This is a genomic window from Sorangium sp. So ce726 (assembly GCF_051521405.1).
Classification (GTDB): domain Bacteria; phylum Myxococcota_A; class Polyangia; order Polyangiales; family Polyangiaceae; genus Sorangium.
The window spans coordinates 6,933,876-6,957,602 of record NZ_CP150349.1 but is presented as its reverse complement, the minus strand read 5'-3'; the positions used below and the strand labels follow the sequence as shown (position 1 = coordinate 6,957,602).

Sequence of the window (23,727 nt, the reverse complement as noted above, 5' to 3'; positions counted from 1 at the left end):
CACGGGCGCGCCCCCGACGTTTCAGGGGCGCGGTCGGCACGGATACCATGCTGCATCACGCTGGTACTCACGCTTCGATGGGCGAGTCCATCGACGCCGTGGCAGGGTGACGGTCCACAATTCAAGGCTATTCGCAGCGCAGCCGATTACACACAACCGCGGAATGAAGGTCAAGCGGGACGTACGGCTTTTTTCGGCGTGGAGGGGCATGTGGTCGCGGCGCTGCGTCATGAGGCGATCGCTCCCGGCCGGCAGTCTGGCCCGCGTGGCCCGCGTGGCCCGCGACGACCGCGCCGGGCTCGCACACCGCGACGGAGCCCGCCGCGAACGAGGCGTCGGGAGCACTCGTAATCAGGTGGTGATCGACGATGTCCCGATTGCCGATCGTACGGGTTTCATGAATCGAACATCGCCGTTCTTCAGAGGTCGCCGAGAGGGGCTGTCGAGCGTCCGCCCCGGCCCCGACCGCACCGAGACATCCCTCGCGCGGAGCCCTGCCGCGGGGCGGGCCCGCGGCGCGTCCATCGCCGGCGCCGCCTCACCGCGCCTCCGCGGCGGACGCGCCGCGACCCGGACCGGCGCCGCGCTCACCCGATACCCACGCGCTCCTCGTTGAAGCCCTCCGTCCGCGTCATCGCCGACTGGAAGAGGCTCGCCAGCACTTTGACCGGCCACGACAGGCTGTCCATCGACCGGCACCACTCGAGCGCCAGGAAGCCCGCGGCCCCGACCGCGAGCAGCACCGCGGTCGTGATCAGCACGACCCGGCTGTGCAGCGACAGCCGCGGCGGGCGCTCGCCCCGGAGCCGCAGCCTGGCCCGGCGCAGGAGCTCGTCGTGCACCGGGAAGCCGAGGCCGCCGAGGATCACGAGCGTCATCACGACGATGCAGGCCGCGGGCGTCGCGGTGGACTATGGAATACATCATGGACGCCGCTGCGGAGGAGCGGCTTCAGCAGTACATTGACGGCATTGGCACGGTCCTCGGTCATCCCAAGCGCCGGGAGGCGTTTGCGAGCTACACGCTGGGGCTTCTCAGCGATCTGGAACGCAAGAGCGTTGAGCCGATCGCCGCGTTGGGAGTGTGCCAACGATCCAAGTCGCCGGCGCGAAGCGCAGATCCCTGACGGCATTCAGTTCAAGAGCAAGGTGGATCTGGCACTCGACGCGATCGAGCGCGCTGCGGCCGACAACGTGCCGGGTCAGCTCGTGCTTGCGGACGCCGTCTACGGTCGCTCGGCAAAGTTTCGCGACACCGTGCGCCTGCTCGGCTTCGACTACCCCGCTGTGGCTGCTCATCGAGTGGCCGTTCGGCGAAAGCGATCCCTCGAAGTTCGCGGTCACGACGCTGGGGACCAAGATGTCCAAGAAGCAGATCGTACGCCAGTACAAGGAGCGCTACCGAACTGAGCAGGCCTACGAAGAGATGAAGGGCGAGCTGGGGCTCGATCACTTCGAAGGGCGGCGATTCCGAGGCTGGCACCACCATGTTTCCGTCGTCCTGTGCTGTTACGCCTTCATCGTGGCCGAGCGTGATCGGTCTTTTTTTCCCTCGGCAGACGCCGAAGGTCACGCCCACCCGCTCCGCTTCGCGGCCTGAGCGTCACTTCGCCGACTCGCTCGCGACCGTTCGCCGCGCGATCGCTCGCGCCTTGATCGCGTGGCTGCCTCGTTGCCCTGCGTGCCACCGCCCGCCGTTACGCCGCGGCGCGCATTGGTTCGTGTCCGCGCCGCGCTGACACAGTAGTGGTAGGCTCTTCTGGCTTCGCAGGGCGCGGTCCGATGCGCTTGCGCGCCAACGTGGGCGACTTGCCGAGGCGAGCACGCCAGCGTACTTGACGGTGTGAAAGCGCGGCGGCGGGACGCTGGCCGCGAGGCGGCACACGAGCGAGAGCGGATCCATGTCCACCGCGACAGTCCCGTCAGCGAAGGCGCGCCTCCGCGACAGCCGCACCAGGCCGTCCTGCTGCGGCTCGACGCGCTCCTTTGCGCTCGGGGGTCGCAGCACGTAATGCAGCAGCGCCTCCCTCGCCGCGGCATGGTGCGCACCGGCGCGCGTCGCTGCGTGCGAGGTGAAGCCATCGAGCGCAGCGCACAGCGGCTTGTCGTACGCGAGCGCGCTCGGAGAAGACGGCGAGAGCCCGCGGAGCCACTGCGGGGCGACGACGTATGGCGCGGCTCTCGTCCCGAGACGGCGGAGGCACAGAGCGCTGCCTCGGGCTCGTCGTCCTCCTCGACGTCGTGCTCGAGCTCGAGATGCCCGTGCCGCCGGAGGTAACGGAGCATCCGCCCGACGGCGTGCTCTAGGACCTGACCGACCTCGCGCTCGCAGGTGACCGAGTTCGTTCCACACGAGCTCGGTGCCGTCTTCGTGATAAGCCCCGTCGAGGAAGACCACGTGCAGATGCGGATTGAGCCGCATGTCGCCGGACGTGCGTTGCACGTCGGTCACCGCCGGGCTATCGCCCATGGCGGAGCGGCGGGCCGGGGGGCGGCGGGCCGCGACGCGCGCTGCCGCGGCGGCGGAGGCGCTCGCCGAGCACCCGGCTCGCGCTCGATATGTCGGCGCGCGAGAACGCAGAGCGCGAGCGGGCAGCGTTGCAGGAGGAGATCATCCGGGTGCAGCAGAGCCGGCTAGCGGAGCTGTCCACGCGATGATCCCGATCACCGAGCAGGTGATGGTCATGCCTCTCATTGGGACCATGGATGAGCAGCGTGCCAGGCACGTGCTTGAATCTGCGCTCTCTAGCGCCGAGGCGTGGTGCGCGTGCCGCCTTCGTGCCAGCATGCAGGAGCCGCTTCGCCACTCGTTTTCCCACCGCTCCCCGCGGCGTCCGCAGTTCCGCCATGGCGTCGCCATGCAGCATCGCGGCGAGAGAGGGTCGTCGCCTGCGCACGCCGCCGCGCTTGCCTCCCGGCACAGGCCTGGTGCTTGCCGCCAGGATCTCTGCGATGACGAGACGGAGGCAGACGAATATTAATAATTTCAATCTGCTCTGTCTGATTCGCGGCCGGGTCGCCGTGAATCGACCCGAGGGGTAGGGTCACGGGCTGGAAGGAGAGCGCGCGCCTTGCGCGAAGATCCCGCTCGGGCTGGTCGATTGGGTTTGACATCAGAAATGTGATCGTTCACATTTCGAAAGGGGTATACTTGTGCTTTGCCCTGGGTGGGTCGTCCTGCGTGCCTTTGCGCGGGCTGTCCTCCCATCGGATGGGCGCCTCCGTCGAGTCAGCACCAGGGGTGCGGGGCGCCGGCAATTTCGCTCGCGAGAGGATTCAACGTGCGCCTGAACACAACGTGGTACCGAGCAAGAAGAATGACCCTGTCGGCGATGGCGCTGGCCATCGTCGCCGCGATTCCGTCCCCCGCTCGGGCGGACAACCCGATCGTGCAGACCTCCTACACGGCCGACCCCGCTCCCATGGTGCACGAAGGCAGGTTGTACCTCTACACGTCCCACGACGAGGACGTGTCGGTGAACAACTTCTACACCATGAACGACTGGAGGTTGTACTCCACCACGGACATGGTCAACTGGACGGACCACGGCTCGCCCGCGGGCTACAAGACCTTCAGATGGGGAACCGGCGATGCGTGGGCGCCGCAGGGTGTCGCCAGGAACGGCAAGTATTATCTCTACGTGCCGCTGAACAACGCCACCGGCGCGAAGATCGGCGTGGGCGTATCGGACAACGTGGCAGGCCCGTTCATGGACCCGCTGGGGAAGGAGCTGGCCCAGAAAGACAGCGGCAACATCGACCCGACGGTGTTCGTCGACGACGATGGACAGGCGTACATGTACTGGGGGAATGGCACCCTCCGGTACGTGAAGCTGAACTCGGACATGATCAGCACCTCGGGAAGCATCACCAACGTGTCGTTGAATGGCTTCACCGAGGGGCCGTGGTTCTACAAGCGAGGGTCGCTGTACTACCTCGTCTACGCCGCCATCTCCGGGAGCGAGAAGATCAGCTACGCGACCAGCAACAGCCCGACCGGGCCCTGGACCATCCGCGGCGACATCATGGGCGCTGGCCGCACCTTCACCAATCACGCAGGCGTCGTCGACTACAAGGGGCACTCGTACTTCTTCTATCACAACAGCGCATTGCCGGGCGGCGGTGACTTCAAGCGCTCGGTGTGCGTGGAAGAGTTCAAGTACGGCGCCGACGGCAGCATTCCGAGTCTCACGATGTCCACGAACGGACCGCCCGCCATCGCCACGCTGGATCCGTTCAAGCAAGTCGAGGCCGAGACCATCGCCTTCTCGTCCGGGCTCAAGACCGAGGTGTGCACCGACACCGGCGCTGGCATGAATGTCACGTCCGTCAGCAATGGCGACTACATCAAGGTGAAGGACGTCGATTTCCTGGACGGCGTGACCTCCTTCGAGGCTCGGGTATCGTCCGCAGCCGGCAACGCGAAGATCGAGCTCCACCTCGACAGCCAGAACGGCACGCTGCTCGGGACGTGTGACGTCTCGGGCGCGTCGTCCTGGACCACCAAGACCTGCGCGGTCAGCGGGGGCAGCGGGAAACACGACTTGTTCCTGAAGTTCGTCGGTGGCGGCGGCGACCTCTTCAAGTTCAACTGGTGGCGGTTCACCGGACCCACCATGCCGGGTGACGGGGGCGACGGAGGCGGCGGAGGCGGTACCGGCGGCTCGGACCAGGGAACGGGCGGCAGCGGTGGCAGCGACGGCGCCGGGGGCGGGGACACGACCTCGGGCACCGGCGGCAGCGCCAGCGCCGGGGGCACGACCTCGAGCAGCGGCGGCTCGGTCACCGCAGGCACCGGTGGAACGACCGGCACCGCTGGCTCGGCCAGCGCCGGATCCTCCGGTGGAAACGACGCGGCCGGCGACGACTCAGACAGCTCGTGCGCTTGCCGGACGGGCGCGAGTACCGGGAACGGCGGACTCGCCGCCGCTCTCTGGCTGGGCGCTTCTGCGCTCGTTCTTCGGCGTCGGCGCCGGTAGGCGCTCGCGATCCGGTTGCTGTATCAGGTCGTCTGGCAGCGCGCGCTCTACGCGATCTACGGCATCGACATCCTGTCGGTCACGATCGTCGTCACCGCGTTCATGCTTGGTCTCGGCCTCGGGAGCCTCGCAGGTGGGGCGCTTTCGCGCCGGTACCCGCAAGCTGCGGTGACGCTGTTTGCGCTCTCCGAGCTCGGGATAGGCCTCTACGGCGCCTTCAGCCTTCGCCTCTTCGCCCTCATTGCAGAGGTCACGCACGGCATTGGCCATGTCGCCACGGGTGGGGTGGCCTTCGTGCTCGTGGTGCTCCCGGTCATGCTGATGGGAGCCACACTTCCCCTCCTGGTCGCGCACGCCACGTCGCGATCGCATGACGTCGGTCGCTCGCTAGGTAACCTGTACTTCACCAACACGCTGGGCGCTGCGTTCGGTGCCTTTCTGGCGGCGCGCTACCTGCTGGGCGGGCTGGGCCTCCGGGCCACGGCGGAGGTTGCCGCGGCGCTCAACGTATTTCTCGGTGTGCTCATGATGGTTCTGCGCCGGGGGCGTCGCGGCGAGCCATGAGGCTCCTCGTTGCCGTCCTCGTCGCCACGCTCGGCGGTTATCTCGCGCTCTCGCACGAGGTCCTCTGGGTCCGGGTCTACGGCTTTACGCTCGAAGGCGCTCCGGACGCCTTCGGCTTTCTGCTCGCGGCCTACCTCGCCGGTCTGGCCGGTGGATCGCTCCTCGCCGGTCGCTACTGCCGGAGCGCGGCGGCGGAGCGCTCTGGACAGCTCTACCGGGTGGGCGGGGTGATCTTCGCCGGGGCGCTCGCGGCCTTCCTCGTTGCCCCCGCCGTCGCGCACCTCGTCGGCCGCGGTGTGGAGCCGGCCTCGACGCTGCCTGTCTTCGCGCTCGCCAGCGCCTGCCTCGGCGCGGGGTTCCCGCTCCTGTGCCACTTCGGGATCCGCGCGGGCGAGCTGGTCGGCGCGAGGCTGTCCTATGTCTACGTCGGCAACATCGTGGGCTCGACGCTGGGCAGCCTGGTCACCGGCCTCGTGCTTCTGGATGTCTTGCCTCTGCGCGAGCTGAACGTGGCCCTCGCGATCGCGGGCGCCGCGATCGGCGTGATGCTCATGCTCTCCGCGTCGACGACGGCGCGCTCGCGCGTGTTCAGCGGCGCCATCTTGGCCGCCGCCATCGCGTCCTTCGTGGGGTCGGCGCCCACGCTCTACGGCGACCTCTACGAGAAGCTCCTTTACGGGGAGGAATACCGCGAACACGGTCGCTTCGCCCACGTCATCGAGCGTCGCGAAGGCGTCGTCACCGTCTCCCGGTCGGGCACGGTGTACGGCGGCGGATCCTACGAGGGCATCACCAACGTCAGCCCGCTGCCGGAAAAGGACGAGAACCGGGTGCTGCGGGCCTATCTGGTGTCCGCGTTCCATCCCCAGCCGCGCGACATCCTCATGGTCGGCCTCGGATCCGGCTCCTGGCTTCAGGTGCTGGCGAACGACCCCGACGTCGAGCACCTCACCGTGGTCGAGATCAACCCCGGGTTCGTGGAGGCGGCGCGGCGCGCGCCCGTCGTCGCGAGCGCGCTGGACAACCCCAAGGTGGAGCTCCTCATCGACGATGGCCGGCGCTACCTGGGGCGGACCTCGCGGCGCTTCGACGTCATCGTCGAGAACACGATCGTGTACTGGCGCTCGTATGCCTCGATGTTGCTCTCCCGAGAGATGATGGATCTGACCCGCCGTCACCTGAAGCTGGGCGGCGCGCTCACCCCCCGAGGCGGGCGCAGTACCTCACGAGCCGCTCCCGTCCCTCATCGTCCCATCCCTCGATCCGTACCGCAGCTTGCACATCGAGCCGTCGAACTCCGCCGTGAGCGGTCTCCGCCGCTTCGCCTCTAACCTGGCCTCTCCGGCGCCCTTGCGTTGAGATCTCTCTCCGGATCCTTGGCCGGACCTCTGGCGGGCGGAGCTAGATCTTCTCCCAGCGCCTGCTCTCGGCGGAACGGAACAGCGCGTCGATGACCCGCATGTTGCCGACCGCGACATCGATCGAGTTCTCGACCGGGCTGCCCGTGCGGATGGCGCGCGAGAACGCCTCGCTCTGCAGGTGGTACTGGTCGACGACGGGGAACGAGGTGACCTTGGCCGAGCTGCAGTTCAGCGTCGAGCCGTCATCAAGGAAGATCTTGCACGGCTGGTCGGCGGGGGCGTTGAACGGGATCTCGATCTCGATGCGGCCCTTGGTGCCGAGCGCGTTCACGCGCTGGTAGGCCACCGCCTGCGTGCTGCACGTGAACGTCAGGTGCGCGCCGCCGTAATCGAGCAGGCCCGAGGTCAAGCGGTCGGTGCCGAACTCGGGATCGCGCTCGACGAGCACCATCGCCCGCACGGGCTCGCGTCCGAACAGCAAGCGCGACGTGTTCACCGCGTAACAGCCGATGTCGTAGAGCGCGCCGCCCCCGACCTGTTCCCTGTTGCGGATGTTGGTGGCGTCGCGGTTGAAATACGAGAACGCCGCCTGGACGCTGACCAGCTCGCCGATCCGGCCGCTTCGCACCCAGTCCCTGGCCTGCTGCCACTGCGGGTGATAGCGGATCATGAACGCTTCCGCGATCCGCTTGTCCGTCTCGTGCTGGACGTCGACCAGCGCAGCGGCGTCCTTGGCGCTGAGCGCGATCGGCTTCTCGCACAGGACGTGCTTGCCGGCGCGGGCCGCGCGCGCGGACCACTTCACGTGCAGGTGATTGGGCAGCGGGATGTAGACGGCCTCGATCTCCGGGTCGTCGAGCAGCTCATCGTAGCTTCCGTACGCCCTCGGGATCCCGAGCGACTCTGCAGCGGCGCGCGCCTTGCCAATGTCGCGCGATGCCAGCGCGGCGATCTCGGTCAGGGGCCCCCGCCTCATGCTGGGCAGGCTGACCTTCACCGCGAAGTTGCTCGCCCCGAGGACGCCCCAGCGCACGGGGGTGATGGACTCGCTCGACTTCGGATCTAGCGCGGATGTGGACATGGGCACCTTGCAGCGCGCGACGCGGGTGGCCGGCGGCGCGCCTGTAAACGCTCGACGTGAATCGACCCGACGGGCAGGGCCAGGGGCTGGAAGCGGGAAGGAGAGCTCGCGCCCTGCACGAGGAGCGGAGAGGGCGAGAGGGCAGGGCGCGGCGCGTCGGAAGGCGGCGTCACGGCGCTTCGCCTTGTACTCCGCCTTTGTCTGGACCCGTCTTGATCCAGCCCTGCGTCGGACAGGCTATCTGTCCTTTGGCGCCACAGCCGGAATCCTTCCCCTCAGTGACCGATGCGGAGACGTCCGCTGTCCCGCCCGCGGCCCACGCTGCGCCCGCAAAGCCGCCCGCAAACCCGCAGGCAAAGCCAGTGCCGACGCTCACCATCACGGCACCCATCAGCTTCACGCTCATCCACATCCGACGTCTCCTGATCAGGGAAGGGGCAAGCTCAGCCACATGTTCGCAGCTCGGATACAGATTGTGATCGTTCACATGTCAGGGTCAATCAAAATAGATCGACGCGTGGCCATCCTCGGCCCCCATCGACGCGTGATCGACGCGTGGCGGCGGCCGGCCGCGGCGCCCGCGTGAGCTGTCCCACGAGCTTGGCTTGTGCGAGGTCGCAGGTTCCGGGGAGACCAGAGGGGGCTCCCGTGCAGCGCCGGCTCGGCCTCGAGCAGGATGCGCGCGGCGCTGGAGGGCCCCGCCAGCGTCCTCCGTCCTCGGGCTCGAGGGGACCCACATTCCGGTCGATTGGCGTTGACTCACGAAATGTGATCGTTCACATTGCGTTCGGGGGTATCCTTTTGCTTCGCCCTCGGTGGGTCGCCCTGCGCGCCGAGACCTTCGTCTTCTGAGCGGTCCCGGCACCGCTTCCGTTCGCTCGGCCGTCGCGGAAGCGATTGGCGATCGATGGCGCCTGGCGTCTCGCCAGAGGTGATTCACGGGAGGCCACGGTACACCCTGCTGACTCGACGGCTGTCATGAAACCTCAGGTATCGGAGAGCAAGATGAAGAAGCCGTCATGGCACGAACTCCGTTTCTCGAGAGAAGTCGCCGCCGTTTGCGCGCTCGCGTTCGCGGCCGCGTGCACGGGCGCGCTGGGTGACCCGACGGAGGGCGCTGGGGCATCCTCTGCCGGGGAACCCGGGGAAGATGAGACGCCGGCGGGCTCGGACCCGCCGCAGTTCCAGCCCGCGGCCGGGATGCTGCGCCGTTTGACGAGGACGCAGTTTCGCAACGCCGTGCGTGACATGCTGGGCGTCGAGGTCGATATCCAACAGCTCGACGCCGACAGCTGGAACGGTAACTTTGCGGTCATCGGCGCCGCGACCGTCGTGACCTCGGAGCGAGGCGTCGAGCAGTACCACGCGGCCATCGAGAGCGCCGTCGACGCGGTGTTTGCGGATACCGCGAGGCGAGACCAGTTCATCGGCTGCACGCCCAGCGGCGCGGAGAACGACGCTTGCGTGCGCGGTTTCATCGAGGCGCTGGGGCTTCGTGCGTGGCGTCGCCCGCTCGAGGCTGCCGAGGTCGACCGGCTCGCGGCCGTCGCCGCGAAGGCCGCGACCGAGCTCGAGAGCGCCGTCGAGGGGGCCCGCTGGGCGACGGTGGCCCTCTTCGCGTCTCCGAACTTCCTGTACCGCCCGGAGCTCGGAGCTCCGAGCGCCGACGGGTCGCTTCGCTTGACGGGCTACGAGATGGCGTCCCGGCTCGCGTTCCTTGTGTGGAACAGCCTGCCAGACCAGGAGCTGCTCGACCAGGCCGCGAGCGGGGGGCTCGGAACGGTGGAGGGGATCCGCGCCGCGGCGACGCGGCTGCTCGAGGCGCCTGCCGGGCGCGAGGCGGTCGGCGCCTTCGCCGAGGAGTACATGCGGCTCGATCGGATCAGCACGCAGGCAAAAGACACGGCGCTCTTTCCGGAGTACAGCCCCGCGCTGCAAGCGGCGATGGTCCGCGACATGCGAGGCACCTGGGAGGTCCTCGCGTTCGACGATCGCACGAGCGCGCTCGACCTGTTCTCGACCACGAAGGCCGTCGTCAACACCGAGCTCGCCCAGCTCTACGGTATCGACGCCGCCGGCCTGAGCTCGAGCGCCTTCGAGGTCCGCTCGTTGCCTGCGGACGGCCCGCGCGTCGGGATCCTCAGCAAAGCAGGCTTCCTCTCGCAGTTCGCGAACCAGAAAGAGGGCTCTCCCACCCTGCGCGGCAGGTTCATGCGTGACGCCCTCATGTGCACGCCCATCCCGCCGCCCCCCGGCGACGTCGCCCTCGAGCTCCCGGAGCCACCTGCGGACAAGCCCCTCACGAAGCGTCAGCGGCTCGAGATCCACCGGACCGAGCCCGCCTGCGCCGGCTGCCATTCGTACATGGACCCGCTGGGCCTGCCGCTCGAGACGTTCGACGCGATCGGCCGCTTCCGCACGACCGATCACGGCCTGCCGATCGACCCGAGCGGCGAGTTCGACGGGGTGCCGGTCGCCGACGCGCGCGCGCTCGGCGTGACCCTCAGCTCGAGCGCGTCGGTCGCTGAGTGCCTCGTCCGCAAGTACTACACGTATGCAGCGGGTCACGAGGAGAGAGACGTGGACGAGCGCGTGCTGGACGCGCTGACCGCTTCGTTCGAAGGGTCGGGGTACAAGCTGCGCGAGCTGGTCCTCGACGTCGTGACGAACGACGCTTTCTCGTCCGTCGCCCCCCAACCCTGATCGCAGGTACCCCCAATGACGAACAAAGCTTTGAACCGACGAACTGTTCTCCGGGGCATTCTGGCGACGGGCGCCGCCGTCACCATCCCGCTCCCCCTGCTCGAGATCATGCTGAACGAGAGCGGCACGGCGCACGCTCAGACGAAGACCCCGGTCTCGCCGCTCTACGTCACGTGGTTCTTCGGGAACGGCACGCTGCCCGGTCGCTGGAAGCCGACGCGCACGGGCTCCGGTCAGGCCTGGGATCTCAGCCCCGAACTGGAGCCGCTCGCGGACCTCAAGTCGTATCTCACGGTGATCAGTGGCCTCGAGAACAAGCTCGTGGTCTCCGGCGTCGAGCACCCCACGGGGTCGGCGGGGGCCACGACCGGCGCGCCGCTCAGCGGGAACGCCGTGCGGGCCGCGTCCATCGATCAGGTCGTCGCGAACGCCATCTCGGAGGGGGCGCCGTACCGCTCTCTCGAGGTGGGATTGACCCCGGCGACGCCGGGCGGCCCTCAGGACTCGCTGCATACCGTCTCGCACAGGGGGCCGAACGCGCGCAACAACCCGGAGTTCGATCCGAAGGCCGTGTTCAATCGATTGTTCATGAGCGGCTTGCCCGAGCCCAGCGACGACGGCGCGGCGCAGGCCACGAAGCTCGCGAACGTCCGGAAGAGCGTGCTCGACTCCATCCTGCAGGACGGCGCGAGCCTGAAGCAGCGGCTCGGGGCGGCCGACAGGCATCGTATCGAGGAGCACCTCGAGTCGATCCGGGCCATCGAGCAGCGCCTCGATACCATGTCGTCCGGCGGCGGTTCGACCGCAGCGTGCAAGAGCCCGACGGCCCCCACCGCCGGCAAGGACTCGCAGAGCGAAGCGCCCCCTGCGGTGAACACCGCCATGGTCGAGCTCTCGGCGCTCGCGCTCGCCTGCGAGAGGACCCGCGTGCTCTCGTTCATGTTCTCGCTGCCCGCCGCGCACGTCTACTATCGGCACCTCGCGCAGGACATGAACGACGACTTTCACGACACCATCTGCCACGGAGATGCCGGAGATCAATCGAGTCAGCCTCGCGTCGACAAGGGCGTGATCTACACGATGCGCTGCCTGAACGAGTTCTTGACGAAGCTCAAGGACACGCCGCACGGCAGCTCGAACCTGCTCGACAGCTCGCTCGTGTACGTCACGTCCGACACCGCCTGGGGTAAGATACACACGAAGATGGAATGGCCGGTGCTCTTCGCCGGGAAGGCCGGAGGGCGGCTGCGCGGCGACGAGCACCGCAACTTCCCCGGCGACAACCTGAGCAAGGCGCTCCTGACGGTCGCCCAGGTCATGGGCTTGAACGTGAAGGAGATCGGCGTCGACGCGGGGCGGGTCACGTCGCCGCTCGCGGGCATCCAGGTCTGAGCGCGGCGTCGCGGCGCGTCGAAGAGGCGCTCCGCAGGCGCCCGCTGACCGGCCCGCGCCGCCGCATCGTTCCCAACGGAGAATGGTGGTTTTATGAACTCGATTTCATCGTTCGTTACAGCGCGGCTCGTCTACGCGAACCGCACTGCCATCGATGACCCCGGTCCGAGTCCCGATACCGCCGGGATGCGAAGTATCTGCGCAACGCCGGCGATGGCTCTGCTTGCGCTGCTGCTTACGGTCGCCGGATGCAGCAGCTCCGAGACGGGCGGCACGGGGGGAGCCGGGGGAACCGCGGGAGCAGATCCGGGCGATGCCGGTACGCATGACGCCGCGTCGGGCTCGGGTGGCGGTGGTGGCACGGGTGGCGGCGGTGGCTCAGGTGGCGGCGGTGGCTCGGGTGGCGGCGGTGGCTCGGGTGGCGGCGGTGGTTCAGGTGGCGGCGACGCCGCTCCAGACCTGGCAAGCTATGCGAGCGGGTTGGACAAGCTGTTTGTCGATGCCCCATGCGACCCGTCGACGCCCTTGCCGCTGGCCCCCATGGCGACGTGCAATCATCCGCCCAACACACAGCGCATCGAGAAGCAGGTGATCTTCGGCGGCGATCCGAGCACGACGTACTCGGTCAAGCTGCGGGTGCGCGGGATCTGGGAGCCGACGGACATCGAGGGGGGGGAGATGCCCATGAAGCCGTTCATGATCGGCGGCAGCATTGGCCCCAGCGATTCCATCAACTACCAGCAATATTCGATTGAGGTGAGCGAGCCGCACCAGACGTACTGGCTGAACAATTATCAGTACCGCGCTCACGACATTCACAAGGAGGACTACGAGGCGACGATCCAGATCAACGGCGGCGCCATGGTCAAGGTGGTGATGAACGATGGCAACGAACGCCAGATCGCCAATTGGACAAGGGACTATTTCGAGGGGCTGCCACCGTACGACACGGCGCCGACCCCCGGCCAGATGCTGCGCCTGGACGTGGTGTCGGTGAGCAAGTAGGGCGGCGCGTCGGCAAGCCTGCTGCGCGCCCCGAATCGTCGCTCGCTCTCCCTCAAATCGCCGAGGATTCCTCGGTCGGGCTCGGTGGCTTCGGGAGAGACCTGTTCGACATCCGGCGCGCAGCAGCGGGCCAGAATCTCGAGGCGGCCCAGCAAGCTGATCGAGGAGGTGGGGCAACCTGTTGGAGCTCGATGAACTCCAACAGGTTCGGCCCGCTAGCGAACTGCCTTCAACAGGCCAAGGCGGTACGGGAGCTGCGAGTATTCGCCGCCCGAGCCCGGATTGCGTCCTTGATACAGGAACTGCAGATTGCAGGTGTCGAGCGTCGCGGTTTCGTCGTTGCCATCGCGCAACAGCTCGCCATGGCTGACGTCGTCGCTCCAGTCAGCTACGCCTGGCGCGTAGGTGACGTTGTTTTGACCTGCGAACGGCGCGTTCCAGGTATGCGCGAGCGGGGTCCACGCGCCGTCGAGGCGATCCGCGGTGAACGAGCGATAGAACCTGGCGCCCGTCGGGCCGATGGCCTCGATCACGGTCAAGTACTTGTTCATGCCTTTGATCTTGTACGTGGAGCTCCCCTCGAACAGGTTGTTGCGATTCGAGTCCTGAAGGGCGACCGAGACCTGGCCGAATCCGTTCGGAAAATTCTGCAGGGTGGTCTGGCTGCGGTACATCCGACCGTCGTCGCCGGTGAAGAAGAGATAACAGCTGGCGCTGTCGCAGATCACCCAGTAATCGATGGGCAGGCTGGGCATGCCAGCAGGCGTGGACGCGAAGAAGTTCTGGGGTCTGGTCCAGGTTTCGGGGCGACTCGGGTCGCTGGTCGTGGAGAACTGCGGCGGCTGCGATTGATAGATGAGGTACCACTTGTTCTGAGGCCTGAAGAAGAACATCTGCGGCGCGCACCGATAGCCGCTGAAGCCAGGCGTACGATCCATGTAGTAATGCGATGCGGACGCGGCCTGGGACCAATCGGCGAAGTTCAGGTAAGTCATCTGCCAATTCCCGGCGGTGTTTGCCGTGGTGGCATAGACGTGCCATCGGTCGTTGAAGAAGGAGACCGTCGGATCTTTGATGGACACGATATTGTGAGTCGCGTCGGACTTCGGGCTTACCAGCGTGCTGCTCGACTGCCAGCGGAAGGTGGTGGGCAAGCCGCAACCTTCGCCGCCCCCGCTTCCGCCGGCTCCGCCGGCTCCGCCGGTCCCGCCGGTTCCGCCGCCCCCGCTGCCACTGCCCGAGCTCACGGGCGTGATCCGGAATTGCTGATTGGTCCCGCCGTTCGACGCCCATTGAATCAAGGCGGTGCCGTCCGCGGTGCCGCGGCCGTAGACGTCCAGGGACTTGCCGCTGTTGCGCGCGGTGAGGCGCACGACGCCGCTGGCGACGTCCGTGAACGACCACTGCTGGTTTTCCCCGGTCCAGCAGGAGTATTGCTGGACGCGGGCGCCGTCGCTGGTGGAGGCGCCCGCGACGTCCATGCAACGGTTGCTGTTGACGTTGCGGATGCGATAGTAGCCGCCGCCTGCCGATTCCATGCGGAACTGTTGCCGCGTCGAGCCGTTGCAGCTGGCGATCTGCAAGGCCGCTGCGTCCGCGGTGCTGCCTCCGGCCACCTCGACGCATTTTCCGCTCTGGACCCCGACGATCGTGTAGGTCGCCGCGGTGTCGATGGTGACGCTCTCGGCGAGCTCATCGAACTCGTGGCCGTCTTCATCGAGCTGCTCGGCGGAGACGCACGCGGCCGTGGCCGCGATCGTCGTGAGCAGCGACCATCGTCTGAATCGGATTCTCATCATCATCCCCTCTGTTCAAAGGCATACGAAGCGGGAAGGAAGACACATGGAAAGGCGCCCGGGATCGGCTGCGCAAGCTCTGGCCCTAAGGGTAGACTCGTCGACCTACGACCGAGCCGACGAGCCTGCGCAGCGATCTCCGGGCGCGTGGATGTCCGTGAAACGCGCGTCAGCGCGTCCGGGGTCAGCGCCCCAGGTAGCTCATCAGCCAGGACATGGCGGGCCGCATCTGGCCGCTGCTGCTCATGAGTCCTGAGTTGGCCACCCACGTCTGGCCGCTGATGTACCCCCACAGCGTGATGCCCTTCACGCTCGGATGCTCGTAGAACATGGGGAACTGGCTCTGCATCACGTTGAGCTGCTGCGTGTCGTTCGCCAGGTTGATATCGTACTCGGTGATGTAGACCGGTAGGCCGGTGCCGGCGAGTCGGTCGAGGAAGCCCTTGACGGTGCTGGTGTTGAGCTTGTACGCGTCGTGAGCCTGAGCTCCGATGCCGTCGATGGGAGCCCCTGCCGCCCGGATCCGATTGACGATATTGAGCGTGTTCTGATTGTCATTGCTGTACTCGATGTTGTTGTAGTCGTTGAGCAGCAGCTTGGCGTTCGGGCAGTACTGCCGCGCCCACTTGAACGCTTGCACGATCCAGTCGTAGCCGCTCGAGCCCGCGCCGCCGAGGGCGTTCATGTACGACGGGGTGGTGTGCGGGGGCGGCTCGTTCACGACGTCGATGACGGCGACGTCCGGGTAGCGCTGGCAGAACGCCTGGATCCACTCTTCTACCTCTGCGCGTTGCTCGCTCTGCGACAGATTGGCGATCCAGCCCGGCTGCTGGGCACCCCAGATCAGGGTGTGGCCCTTGTAGGGAATGCCCTTCTGGCGAGCGTAATCCCGGACTCGATCCATGCCGGACCAGTTCATGACGTCCCGCGTGCCTTCGACGGAGCCCCACTTGCCCTCGTTCTCTGGGCTGATCTGGTTCCAGTACCGGGACAGATCCGATCGCACCTGCCCGCCGGTCGTGATGTTGCCGACGAACTTGCCGCCGGTGCCGCCGCCGCTGCCGCCGGTGCCGCCGCTGCCGCCGGTGCCTCCGGCGCCGCCGGCGCCGCCGGTGCCGCCGGTGCCCCCGGTGCCGGTGCCGGTGCCCGAGCTCACCGGCGTGATCCGGAATTGCTGATTGGTCCCGCCGTTCGACGCCCATTGAACGAGGGCGGTGCCGTCGGCGGTGCCGCGTGAGTAGACGTCCAGGGACTTGCCGCTGTTGCGCGCGGTGATACGCACGACGCCAGTGGCGACGTCCGTGAACGACCACTGCTGGTTTTCCCCGGTCCAGCAGGAGTATTGCTGGACGCGGGCGCCGTCGCTGGTGGATGCGCCCGCGACGTCCATGCAACGGTTGCTGTTGACGTTGCGGATGCGATAGTAGCCGCCGCCTGTCGATTCCATGCGGAACTGTTGCCGCGTCGAGCCGTTGCAGCTCGCGATCTGCAAGGCCGCTGCGTCAGCGGTGCTGCCTCCAGCCACTTCGACGCATTTTCCGCTCTGGACGCCGGCGATCGTGTAGGTCGCCGCGGTATCGATGGTGATGCCTTCGGCCAGGTCGTCGAACTCGTGGCCGTCTTCATCGATCTGCTCGGCGGAGATGCAGGCGCTGAGCGCGAGCGTCGCGAGCAGGGGCCATCGTTCAAATCGCATTCTCATGAGGTTCTCCTGTACCCAAGCGGGCATGTCCTAGGCCGTGGCGTGAAGCGGCCCCTTGGGCGCATACATAAGTCGTTGCTATGGCGTCGCTTCTTCATGGGGCGGGCGTGCGGGTCGCCGTGGAGACGAGGCCTCGCGCCCAGCGCTGCTGAGGCACGACCGCGACGTTCGCGAGCTCACGGTTGCTCGTCCGTGATGGCCGAGCGAACCCAACCGATGCCCAGATCGATCGGCTGGCGAAGGTCTCGGTGCGCATGACCGCCCTTCCGAAGCGAAGCAAAAGAATACCGACGGGCCTCAATGTGAACGCTCACATATGGGATGTCAATCACAGAAGGCTGTTGGGTGAAGGCGGCCCCGTCGATTCATGGGTAAGTTGTCGATACGGTGTCGCTTTTTCAGAGAGGCCGGATTGCATCGCAAAATATTCTGTCAGCCCAGGGCAGCTCCCGCAGTTGGGACTTGACATCTCCGAGGGGGTTGGACGTCTTTCTCCCTCTCCACACTGAACTTCTCTTCCTCCTACATTGGACTTCCTTCTCCCCCAACAGGCGCGAGCTGCGCCGCGCGCTCTGGCGGGGGACGGCCGCGCTGCCGGCGGCTGTGCTCGCCGCCACGCCAGGGCGTGCCCGCGGCGGGGGCACCGGCTCACCGCCATCCGCGCCGGGCTGGAAGATGACGCCGAGAAGCTCGCGAGCGCCATCCGCGCCGCCGCGCTCGTCGCGGACCGCGGCCGCGCGCTCGCCAAGGAGGTGCGGGCGCTCTCGCAGGGGCTCGGCGGGCGCCTCCTGTCCGGCGCGGACACCGCCTCGTCCGAGGGCGGGATGACCATCGAGCTCGAGCACCGGAGCAGGCTCTTCACCGTGGAGTTCGGCCGGGAAGGGGGGAAGGGCGCGTTCGGCACCCGCGTCCGCGCGGCCCGCGCCGCGTCGCCCTCGGAACGATTCACCCTGAGGCGCCGGCCCGGGCGCAGCCCGCCCCGGGGCGCGCCCGATCCGTCTGGCGACGACGCCCTGCCCCGGGCCTAGGAGCTCCTGACGGAAGCGCCCGACCGGGTGGCTCCGCGCCTCGGTGAGGAGCTGCGGCGCGAGATCGCCGCGCTCCGGCCGGCGTCGATCGTGGGCGACGAGGCCGCGGTCACGCTCGCGTTCGGCCACCTCGAGACGGGGCGCGAGCGGATCGAGCGCGCGATCGCGATCGTCTCCGCGCTCGCGGCCCCCGAGCCGCGCGGGCCCTATCGCTGATCGCCGCGCGACGCGCTCCAGGTCGGCGGGGCGCGGTCGATCCTGTACCCGCAGCAACGACCTGCTGTTGCAGCTGGCCAAGGGGGGCATGGGGCTGCGCCGTATCACCCCTGTCACACCTGACACGTGCCACACCGGTCAGTGTGGCAGGCACCCGGCCGCCGCGCGTGTGCGCGCTGGCGCTCCCGGGAGAGGGGGTGTCCTCTGGGCGGGAGGGGGCAGAGCGCGAAATTCATCGGACATGGCCGCGTGTCGCGCGATATCGCGGCCTGTCATCGCTGCTGGCCCCGCTCTTGCCATCTCCTGCGGTGAAGGCCGCCGCGACGCGCTGACGAGCCGACAAGCCCGCAGGGTAGCCCGCGGGCGCGCCGCATTCGTCGTGATCGAGGGTGTGTCGCGCGCCGGCCGCCGCGCGGGCGGGAGCCTGCGCTCAACCCACGTCTGACCGAGGAGAATGACCATGACCTTGAATTCGATGCTCCGTGATGTCTCGATGGCTCGCACCGCCCGCCGCGCCGCGGCCCTCGCGCTGGGGCTCTGCGCCTTCAGCGGCTGCGCCGTGGGGCAGGAGCCGGCGGACGAGGCGGTCGAGGAGGGGCTCGCCCCGATCACGAGCCTGCAGCTCTCGAACGGCGCCGAGGTTCATTTCTACGAGCCGGAGGAGGGCCGCGTCCTGGCCTTCACCACCGGCAAGCTCGCCGAGTCCATGGAGCGGCTGCCCCCCGTCGCGCTCTACGAGGCGCTCTCGCGAGAGGCCGCGCCGCCGGCGCTGATCGCGGCGCAGGACCGCATGGACGCGGCCCGGCTCGCGGGCGGCGCGCGCCGCGCAGCGATCGCGCCCGGCGTGGACGTGATCGAGGAGGCGAATCCGGCGCCGCGAGCGGGAGAGGAGCTCGGGACCGCCGCGCAAGCGCTGACGGCGAGCGATTTCGTGGCGAGTTATTGCAGCGCGAGCAGCGTCGATTTCGATTATTGCTGGACCGACAGCACCGTTGGCCGCACGGTCGAGGTCAAGGGCACCAAGTGGTATCACGCCCACGCGGACTCCACCTCGGGCACCATCCAGATGGCGGTGTACTACAAGAACATGTGGGGCAACGATGTCCTGGTCTTCCTCCGGACCGTCACGTCGACGGGGGGCGTGTTCTCGTACGAGACCGAAAACAACGATACGTACAAGGTCGTCATCTCGCAGGTGGACCCCGGCAACACCTATCATCTCTCGGTCCACGGCGATCAGTAGGCGGCGGCCCGTCGCGCCCTTCTGCGCGGCGAACCGCCCAGGCGAGATCGGCCGCTCTCGGGCCGGTCTCGCCTGGGCGTACCCTCGCGGGGGCGATACCCTGGGCGAGGATGGAGCCCATCTTCGTCCTGATGATCATCTCGGGGATCGCGGGGCTCGCGCGCGTCTTCGCGCACGCGCGCAAGGACGCGCGGCGAGCGGCCGAGGCCCGCTGGCGGCTCGCACGGCCCATGTGGCAGCGCGCGGCGGCCCTCGTCGGGGGGGAGTTCCGGTCGGGTCCGGGCCCCTTGGGGGACCCGCGGATGCAGATCTCCGTGGTGCTCGACAGCGTCGCGCTCCTCGTCGACCACGACGTCGATCGCAGCGGCGCGGCCGCCGTTCGCTACAGCACCCGCATCACGGGCACGGTGAGGAACCCGTCGGGCCTCAGGCTCCGGGTCAACGAGCAGCAGCTCGACCGGCCGAGCGGCGGGGACTTCCGGGCGCGGCGCGTGGACGTCGGCGACCCGGCGGAGGACGGCGCCTTCGTCGTGCAGGCGAGCAGCCCGGAGCTCGCGCGCTGGTGGTTCACGCGGGAGCTGCGCGAGGCGCTCCGCGCGGCGACCGACTACCAGCTCACGCTCGAGTCGCACCGGCTGACCGCGATTCGCGCCGGGCTGGAGGACGACGCCGAGAAGCTCGCGAGCGCCATCTGCGCTGCGGCGCTCGTCGCCGGCCGCGGCCGGGCGCTCGCGAAGGAGCTGCGGGCGCTCTCGCAACAGCTCGGCGGGCGCCTGTCGTCCGGCGCCGGGACCACCTCGTTCGGAGGAGGCATGACCATCGAGCTCGAGCACCGCGGCCGGCGCCTCACCGTGGCGTTCGGCCGGGATGGAAGGCGGGGGGCGTTCGGCACGCAGGTGCGCGTCGCCCGCGCCGCGTCCCCGTCGGAGCGGTTCATCGTGAGGCGCCGGGCCAGGCGCGGGACGGACCCGGTGATCTCCGGGCAGCCCGACGACGGCGGCCTGTCGCGGGCGTACGAGGTGCAGGCCGACGCGCCGGACCGGGTGGCGTGGCGCCTCACCGACGAGGTAAGGCGCGAGATCGCCGCGCTCCGCCCGGCGGCGGTCGTGGGTGATGAGGCTGCGGTCAGGCTGGTGTTCGGCCGCATCGAGACGGGGCGCGACCGCATCGAGCGCGCGATCGCGATCGTCTCCTCCCTCGCGGCGCCCGCGCCGCACGGGCCCTACCGCTGACGGCGCGGCGAGCTGCCATGTCAGCTCGCGGCGCTGCCACAGGACAACCAACGCGTGCGCTTCGCGCGCCTGAGCTTGCTCCACTGGCTGGCGGGGCGTGATAGATCGTGGGCCTGCGGCATGCAGCCTCGGGTCGATTCCCTGGCGCCTCCTCCGTGCGCGGCCTCCCAGGGGCGGAGAGGGGCAGGATGAGCGCGGGTCGGGACGAGCCGACGACGCTGGTCCGCACCCGGCGGCGCGCCGGCTCCAGCGGCGAGCCGCGGCCGTTCCTCTTTCTCGTCTTGCAGTGCCAGCGGCCGATGGATCCGCCCGCGCGGCTCTCGCTCGACGGGGTCGACGAGGTGCGGTTCGGGCGAGGCCCGGTGCGCTCGATCGACCGGCGGACCGAGGCGGACCGGGCGCTGCTCGACGTGCGCCTCGAGGACGGCTGGGTGTCGTCCCGCCACGCGCGGATCACGCGCGACGGCGGCGGCCAGCTCTGCCTGGAGGACCTCGGCTCGACGAACGGCACCTTCGTGAACGGCGTGCCACGGCGGAGCGCGACGCTCGCCGAGGGGGACCTGATCGAGCTCGGGCACACGTTCTTTCTGTTCCGCGAGGTCGCGGTGCCCGACGAGGCGGCGAGCGACGCGGTCCAGGCGGCGGATCAGCCGTTCGGCCTCGCCACCTTCTCGCCCGAGCTGTCCGAGCGCTTCGCCTCCCTCCGGGCCGTCGCGCCCGCGCCCATCCCCGTCGTCCTCCAGGGCGAGAGCGGCACCGGCAAGGAGGTCGCCGCGCGCGCCATCCACGCGCTCTCGGGGCGGCCCGGCCCGTTCGTCGCCATCAACTGCGGCGCGCTGCCCGAGAGCCTCATCGAGTCCGAGCTGTTCGGCCACAAGAAGGGCGCCTTCTCCGGCGCGGCCGAGGACCGGCCCGGCCTCATCCGCGCCTCCGACCGCGGCACGCTCTTCCTCGACGAGATTGGCGATCTACCCGCGGCGTCACAGACCGCGTTCCTCCGCGTGCTGCAGGAGTCGGAGGTCGTCGCGGTGGGCGCGACGCGCCCTGTGAAGGTCGACCTCCGCGTGGTCGTGGCCACGCACCGCGACCTCCCGGCGATGGTCGAGCGCGGCGACTTCCGGGGCGATCTCTTCGCGCGCCTCTCGGGCTTCGTGCTCGAGCTGCCGCCCCTGCGCAGGCGCCGGGAGGACCTCGGCCTGCTCATCGCCGCGCTGCTCCGCCGCGCCGCCCCCGACCGGGCCGCGTCGATCTCGCTCGGCTGCGAGGCGGCGCGCGCGCTCCTCCTGCGCGAGTGGCGGCTCAACGTCCGCGAGCTGGAGAAGTGCCTGGCGACGGCGATCGTGCTCGCGGGCGGCGGCCGGGTGGAGCTCGACCACCTTCCGCCGCCCGTCGTCGTGCCGCGGAGCAGCCACCCGCCCGAGGCCTCGAAGCCCGACGCCCAGCCCGCCGAGCGCCAGCGGCCCGCCGAGGAGGACCAGCAGCGGCGCGAGGCGCTCATCCGCCTCTTCCGCGAGCACCGCGGGAACGTCAGCGCCGTGGCGCGGGCGATGGGGAAGGGGCGAACGCAGATCCACCGCTGGATCGCGCGTTATGGCATCGAGCCAGGCGACTACAGGGACGGGTGAACGCGCGCTTGGGCGACCGCGCGGCCGCGCGCCCGCGCGGCGGCCACCGTTCAGGGACAGAGCGGCGGGTTGACGGACAGCACGCTGCCGGGCAACAACGGCGCGAACGGAGAGAACGGGAAGTCCCGGACGACATCCGACGGGTGATTGAGAAACACCGTGATCGGATGGGGCCATGTGCCCCCGTCGCCCTCGCACTGCTGGAAGTCCCGGTCGCCCTCCACGAGCCCCCCGTCGTCCACGGAGCACTGGTGGAGCGGCGGACAGTCCGTCACGAGGTGCGATTCGCCGCAGGCGCCGACCGAGGTCGCGACGCAGTCGACCTCGCCCTCGGCGCCGGCGCAGAGGCGTTCCCCCACGTACGCGGCGTGATCGCTCCAGTATTCACCCGTGCAGGCGAAGGCGTGCCGATAGATGGCCTGCCCGGAGAACTCCAGGGGGGCCGGAGCAGGGTGGAATTCGCCCTTCTCGTCGACTTCGTTCATCCCCACCGCGAGACGGGGGTGGAGGGGCTCATTGCCCCACAGGTTCCCGTAGAACGCGCCCTCGCGCCAGCCGAAGACATCGGCCTCCGCCGCCGGATACACCGCGGCGCGGAACGTCGCCTCGGCGATGGAGACGGCGCCGGGCGGTGGCGGAGGGCTCGGCCGCGGGTGGCTCGCGACGCTGAAGCGGCGGTTCCTCTGGAGCACCGCGGCGACGCCTCCACCCGGCGCGAGGAGGCCAACGCGGCCGGTCGTCCGCGGGCCGCTCATGAGGCTGAAGTAGCCGCTTTGAGGGCAGACGAAGCGGAGCGCGGGCTCGGCGCGGCTGTCGCAGCGCACCTCGCTCGGATCGATGTGATCGGGGGAGTCGGCGTCGCAGCCCCGGATACCGCTGCAGACGCGAAGCACCGTATCGCTGACGGGCAGCCCAACGGCGCTCGCCGGGTCGTCGGAGCAGTCGGTCAGGGGCGCGTCGCCGGTCGCGATGAACACGGTCGAGCCCGGGGTGCAGGAGCCGACGTGCTGGGCTGTCCATCCACAGCTGCGCGACGCGCCCTGGGACTCGGTCGCGCACCGCCTGAAGCTCGGAATGGTGTCGCCGTCCTCCGTGTTCGTCACGACGCGGACGGAGGGCGCCGGCGTGAGGAGCCCCGGCCGGTGCTCCGGGAACGCCTGGCCTCGCATCGAGACGGTGATCGAGCGGCCCATGGCGTTCACGAGCGAGAGCATGCACGCCGAGACGAGCTGCTGGCACTTCGCCCCCACCGGGCCCGCGGCCCAGGCAGGGCAGATCCCGATCTCGCCGTCAAACGTGAATTCCTCGCCTGTCGACGTGTCGGTGTACGACACGCTCTGGCCTATCTCGAGGGCGCAGGCGACGAGGTATTTCATCACCTCGCGCGTGGGTTCGTGGCGGAGCTGGCGGCGGAGCGCGGGATAGGGCCCGGTGTCGGCGTAGCTCTCGGTCGCGAGCGGGCGGAGCACCATGGCGGGATTGGCGCGCGGGTTTGCGATCAGCGCGTTGCGGGTGAGCGCCTCGGCAGAGAGGCCGTTGCCATAGACGCCCTGCACGGCCTCCGCGAACGCCGCCACGGCCACCCCGCTGGCCGACCCGCCGCTGGCCGACCCGCCGCTGGCCGGCCCGACGGCCGACCCGCTCGAGCTGCCGCTCCCCGCCGGCGCCGCGTGCGGCGCCCCGTCGAGCGGCGAGGCGTCGTCGCCGACGCCGGCGCAGCCCGCGCCGGCGCTCGAGAGCCCGAGACAGAACACAAGCAGCCCAGGGATCCGGTAGATCATCACGCGGTCAGGTTCCTTTC

21 protein-coding genes are annotated in these 23,727 nt (G+C 68.9%); 14 read left to right on the top strand and 7 right to left on the bottom strand.

From position 1 onward, the window contains the following. Nucleotides 1-587: 587 nt before the first annotated feature. Nucleotides 588-878 (bottom strand): hypothetical protein, encoded by a 291-nt coding sequence (locus tag WME79_RS25870; protein ID WP_437328970.1) that lies wholly within the window; start codon nucleotides 876-878, stop codon nucleotides 588-590. 47 nt (nucleotides 879-925) lie between these two features. Between WME79_RS25870 and WME79_RS25865 the strand changes: the two genes are divergently transcribed. The 3 genes from WME79_RS25865 to WME79_RS25855 are packed head-to-tail and all read left to right on the top strand — an operon-like array spanning nucleotide 926 to nucleotide 1,599. Next, entirely contained in the window at nucleotides 926-1,126 is a 201-nt protein-coding gene (locus tag WME79_RS25865) for a hypothetical protein (RefSeq protein WP_437328969.1), read from the top strand. Beyond that, a complete protein-coding gene (locus WME79_RS25860; protein WP_437520045.1) occupies nucleotides 1,059-1,409 on the top strand; it encodes a transposase in 351 nt (116 codons plus the stop codon). The genes WME79_RS25865 and WME79_RS25860 overlap by 68 nt, the downstream gene beginning before the upstream one ends. Continuing rightward, entirely contained in the window at nucleotides 1,360-1,599 is a 240-nt protein-coding gene (locus tag WME79_RS25855; protein ID WP_437520042.1) for a hypothetical protein, read from the top strand. Before WME79_RS25860 ends, WME79_RS25855 begins: the two co-directional genes overlap by 50 nt. A gap of 3 nt (nucleotides 1,600-1,602) precedes the next feature. Here the strand turns inward: WME79_RS25855 and WME79_RS25850 are convergent, their stop codons facing one another. Continuing rightward, entirely contained in the window at nucleotides 1,603-2,421 is an 819-nt protein-coding gene (locus WME79_RS25850) for a transposase (protein WP_437539950.1), read from the bottom strand. An 895-nt stretch (nucleotides 2,422-3,316) separates the two neighbouring features. On the opposite strand from WME79_RS25850, the gene WME79_RS25845 reads away from it, so the two are divergent. From WME79_RS25845 to WME79_RS25835, 3 genes are read left to right on the top strand one after another with little or no spacing between them, the layout of a single operon-like run. Beyond that, entirely contained in the window at nucleotides 3,317-4,978 is a 1,662-nt protein-coding gene (locus WME79_RS25845; protein ID WP_437520039.1) for a glycoside hydrolase family 43 protein, read from the top strand. A 15-nt stretch (nucleotides 4,979-4,993) separates the two neighbouring features. After that, nucleotides 4,994-5,542, top strand: coding sequence for a hypothetical protein (locus tag WME79_RS25840; protein ID WP_437520037.1), 549 nt, complete (start codon nucleotides 4,994-4,996; stop codon nucleotides 5,540-5,542). Beyond that, nucleotides 5,539-6,873: a hypothetical protein gene (locus WME79_RS25835; RefSeq protein ID WP_437520034.1), complete on the top strand. Its 1,335-nt coding sequence runs from the start codon at nucleotides 5,539-5,541 to the stop codon at nucleotides 6,871-6,873. The genes WME79_RS25840 and WME79_RS25835 overlap by 4 nt, the downstream gene beginning before the upstream one ends. Before the next feature lie 70 nt (nucleotides 6,874-6,943). On the opposite strand, the gene WME79_RS25830 is transcribed toward WME79_RS25835, so the two are convergent. Both WME79_RS25830 and WME79_RS25825 read right to left on the bottom strand, forming a co-directional pair. Beyond that, the gene (locus WME79_RS25830; RefSeq protein WP_437520032.1) at nucleotides 6,944-7,984 is read right to left on the bottom strand and encodes a Gfo/Idh/MocA family protein; all 1,041 of its coding nucleotides are present in this window, start codon (nucleotides 7,982-7,984) and stop codon (nucleotides 6,944-6,946) included. Nucleotides 7,985-8,153: 169 nt separating this feature from the next. Beyond that, entirely contained in the window at nucleotides 8,154-8,471 is a 318-nt protein-coding gene (locus WME79_RS25825; protein ID WP_437520029.1) for a hypothetical protein, read from the bottom strand. A gap of 518 nt (nucleotides 8,472-8,989) precedes the next feature. Here WME79_RS25825 and WME79_RS25820 point away from each other — a divergent pair. From WME79_RS25820 to WME79_RS25810, 3 genes are all read left to right on the top strand, one after another. After that, nucleotides 8,990-10,687: a DUF1592 domain-containing protein gene (locus WME79_RS25820; protein WP_437520026.1), complete on the top strand. Its 1,698-nt coding sequence runs from the start codon at nucleotides 8,990-8,992 to the stop codon at nucleotides 10,685-10,687. Between the two features lie 30 nt (nucleotides 10,688-10,717). Continuing rightward, nucleotides 10,718-12,079 carry a DUF1552 domain-containing protein gene (locus WME79_RS25815; RefSeq protein WP_437520023.1) on the top strand — a complete coding sequence of 454 codons (1,362 nt, stop codon included), beginning with the start codon at nucleotides 10,718-10,720 and terminating at the stop codon, nucleotides 12,077-12,079. A 93-nt stretch (nucleotides 12,080-12,172) separates the two neighbouring features. Further along, nucleotides 12,173-13,084 (top strand): hypothetical protein, encoded by a 912-nt coding sequence (locus tag WME79_RS25810; RefSeq protein ID WP_437520020.1) that lies wholly within the window; start codon nucleotides 12,173-12,175, stop codon nucleotides 13,082-13,084. A 215-nt stretch (nucleotides 13,085-13,299) separates the two neighbouring features. On the opposite strand, the gene WME79_RS25805 is transcribed toward WME79_RS25810, so the two are convergent. Together WME79_RS25805 and WME79_RS25800 are read right to left on the bottom strand one after the other, a co-directional pair. Next, the gene (locus WME79_RS25805; RefSeq protein WP_437520017.1) at nucleotides 13,300-14,886 is read right to left on the bottom strand and encodes a non-reducing end alpha-L-arabinofuranosidase family hydrolase; all 1,587 of its coding nucleotides are present in this window, start codon (nucleotides 14,884-14,886) and stop codon (nucleotides 13,300-13,302) included. Nucleotides 14,887-15,064: 178 nt separating this feature from the next. After that, complete coding sequence (locus tag WME79_RS25800) at nucleotides 15,065-16,582, bottom strand: endo-1,4-beta-xylanase (protein ID WP_437520014.1); 1,518 nt, start codon at nucleotides 16,580-16,582, stop codon at nucleotides 15,065-15,067. A gap of 527 nt (nucleotides 16,583-17,109) precedes the next feature. Here WME79_RS25800 and WME79_RS25795 point away from each other — a divergent pair. From WME79_RS25795 to WME79_RS25775, 5 genes are all read left to right on the top strand, one after another. Beyond that, entirely contained in the window at nucleotides 17,110-17,610 is a 501-nt protein-coding gene (locus WME79_RS25795; protein WP_437520011.1) for a hypothetical protein, read from the top strand. Nucleotides 17,611-17,637: 27 nt separating this feature from the next. Then, a complete protein-coding gene (locus WME79_RS25790) occupies nucleotides 17,638-17,826 on the top strand; it encodes a hypothetical protein (RefSeq protein ID WP_437520009.1) in 189 nt (62 codons plus the stop codon). A gap of 460 nt (nucleotides 17,827-18,286) precedes the next feature. Continuing rightward, entirely contained in the window at nucleotides 18,287-19,069 is a 783-nt protein-coding gene (locus WME79_RS25785) for a hypothetical protein (RefSeq protein ID WP_437520007.1), read from the top strand. 110 nt (nucleotides 19,070-19,179) lie between these two features. Beyond that, nucleotides 19,180-20,301, top strand: coding sequence for a hypothetical protein (locus tag WME79_RS25780; RefSeq protein ID WP_437520005.1), 1,122 nt, complete (start codon nucleotides 19,180-19,182; stop codon nucleotides 20,299-20,301). 188 nt (nucleotides 20,302-20,489) lie between these two features. After that, complete coding sequence (locus WME79_RS25775) at nucleotides 20,490-21,926, top strand: sigma 54-interacting transcriptional regulator (protein ID WP_437520002.1); 1,437 nt, start codon at nucleotides 20,490-20,492, stop codon at nucleotides 21,924-21,926. A gap of 50 nt (nucleotides 21,927-21,976) precedes the next feature. On the opposite strand, the gene WME79_RS25770 is transcribed toward WME79_RS25775, so the two are convergent. Next, nucleotides 21,977-23,707, bottom strand: a complete 1,731-nt coding sequence (locus WME79_RS25770) for a hypothetical protein (protein WP_437519999.1) — start codon at nucleotides 23,705-23,707, stop codon at nucleotides 21,977-21,979. Between the last annotated feature and the right edge of the window lie 20 nt (nucleotides 23,708-23,727).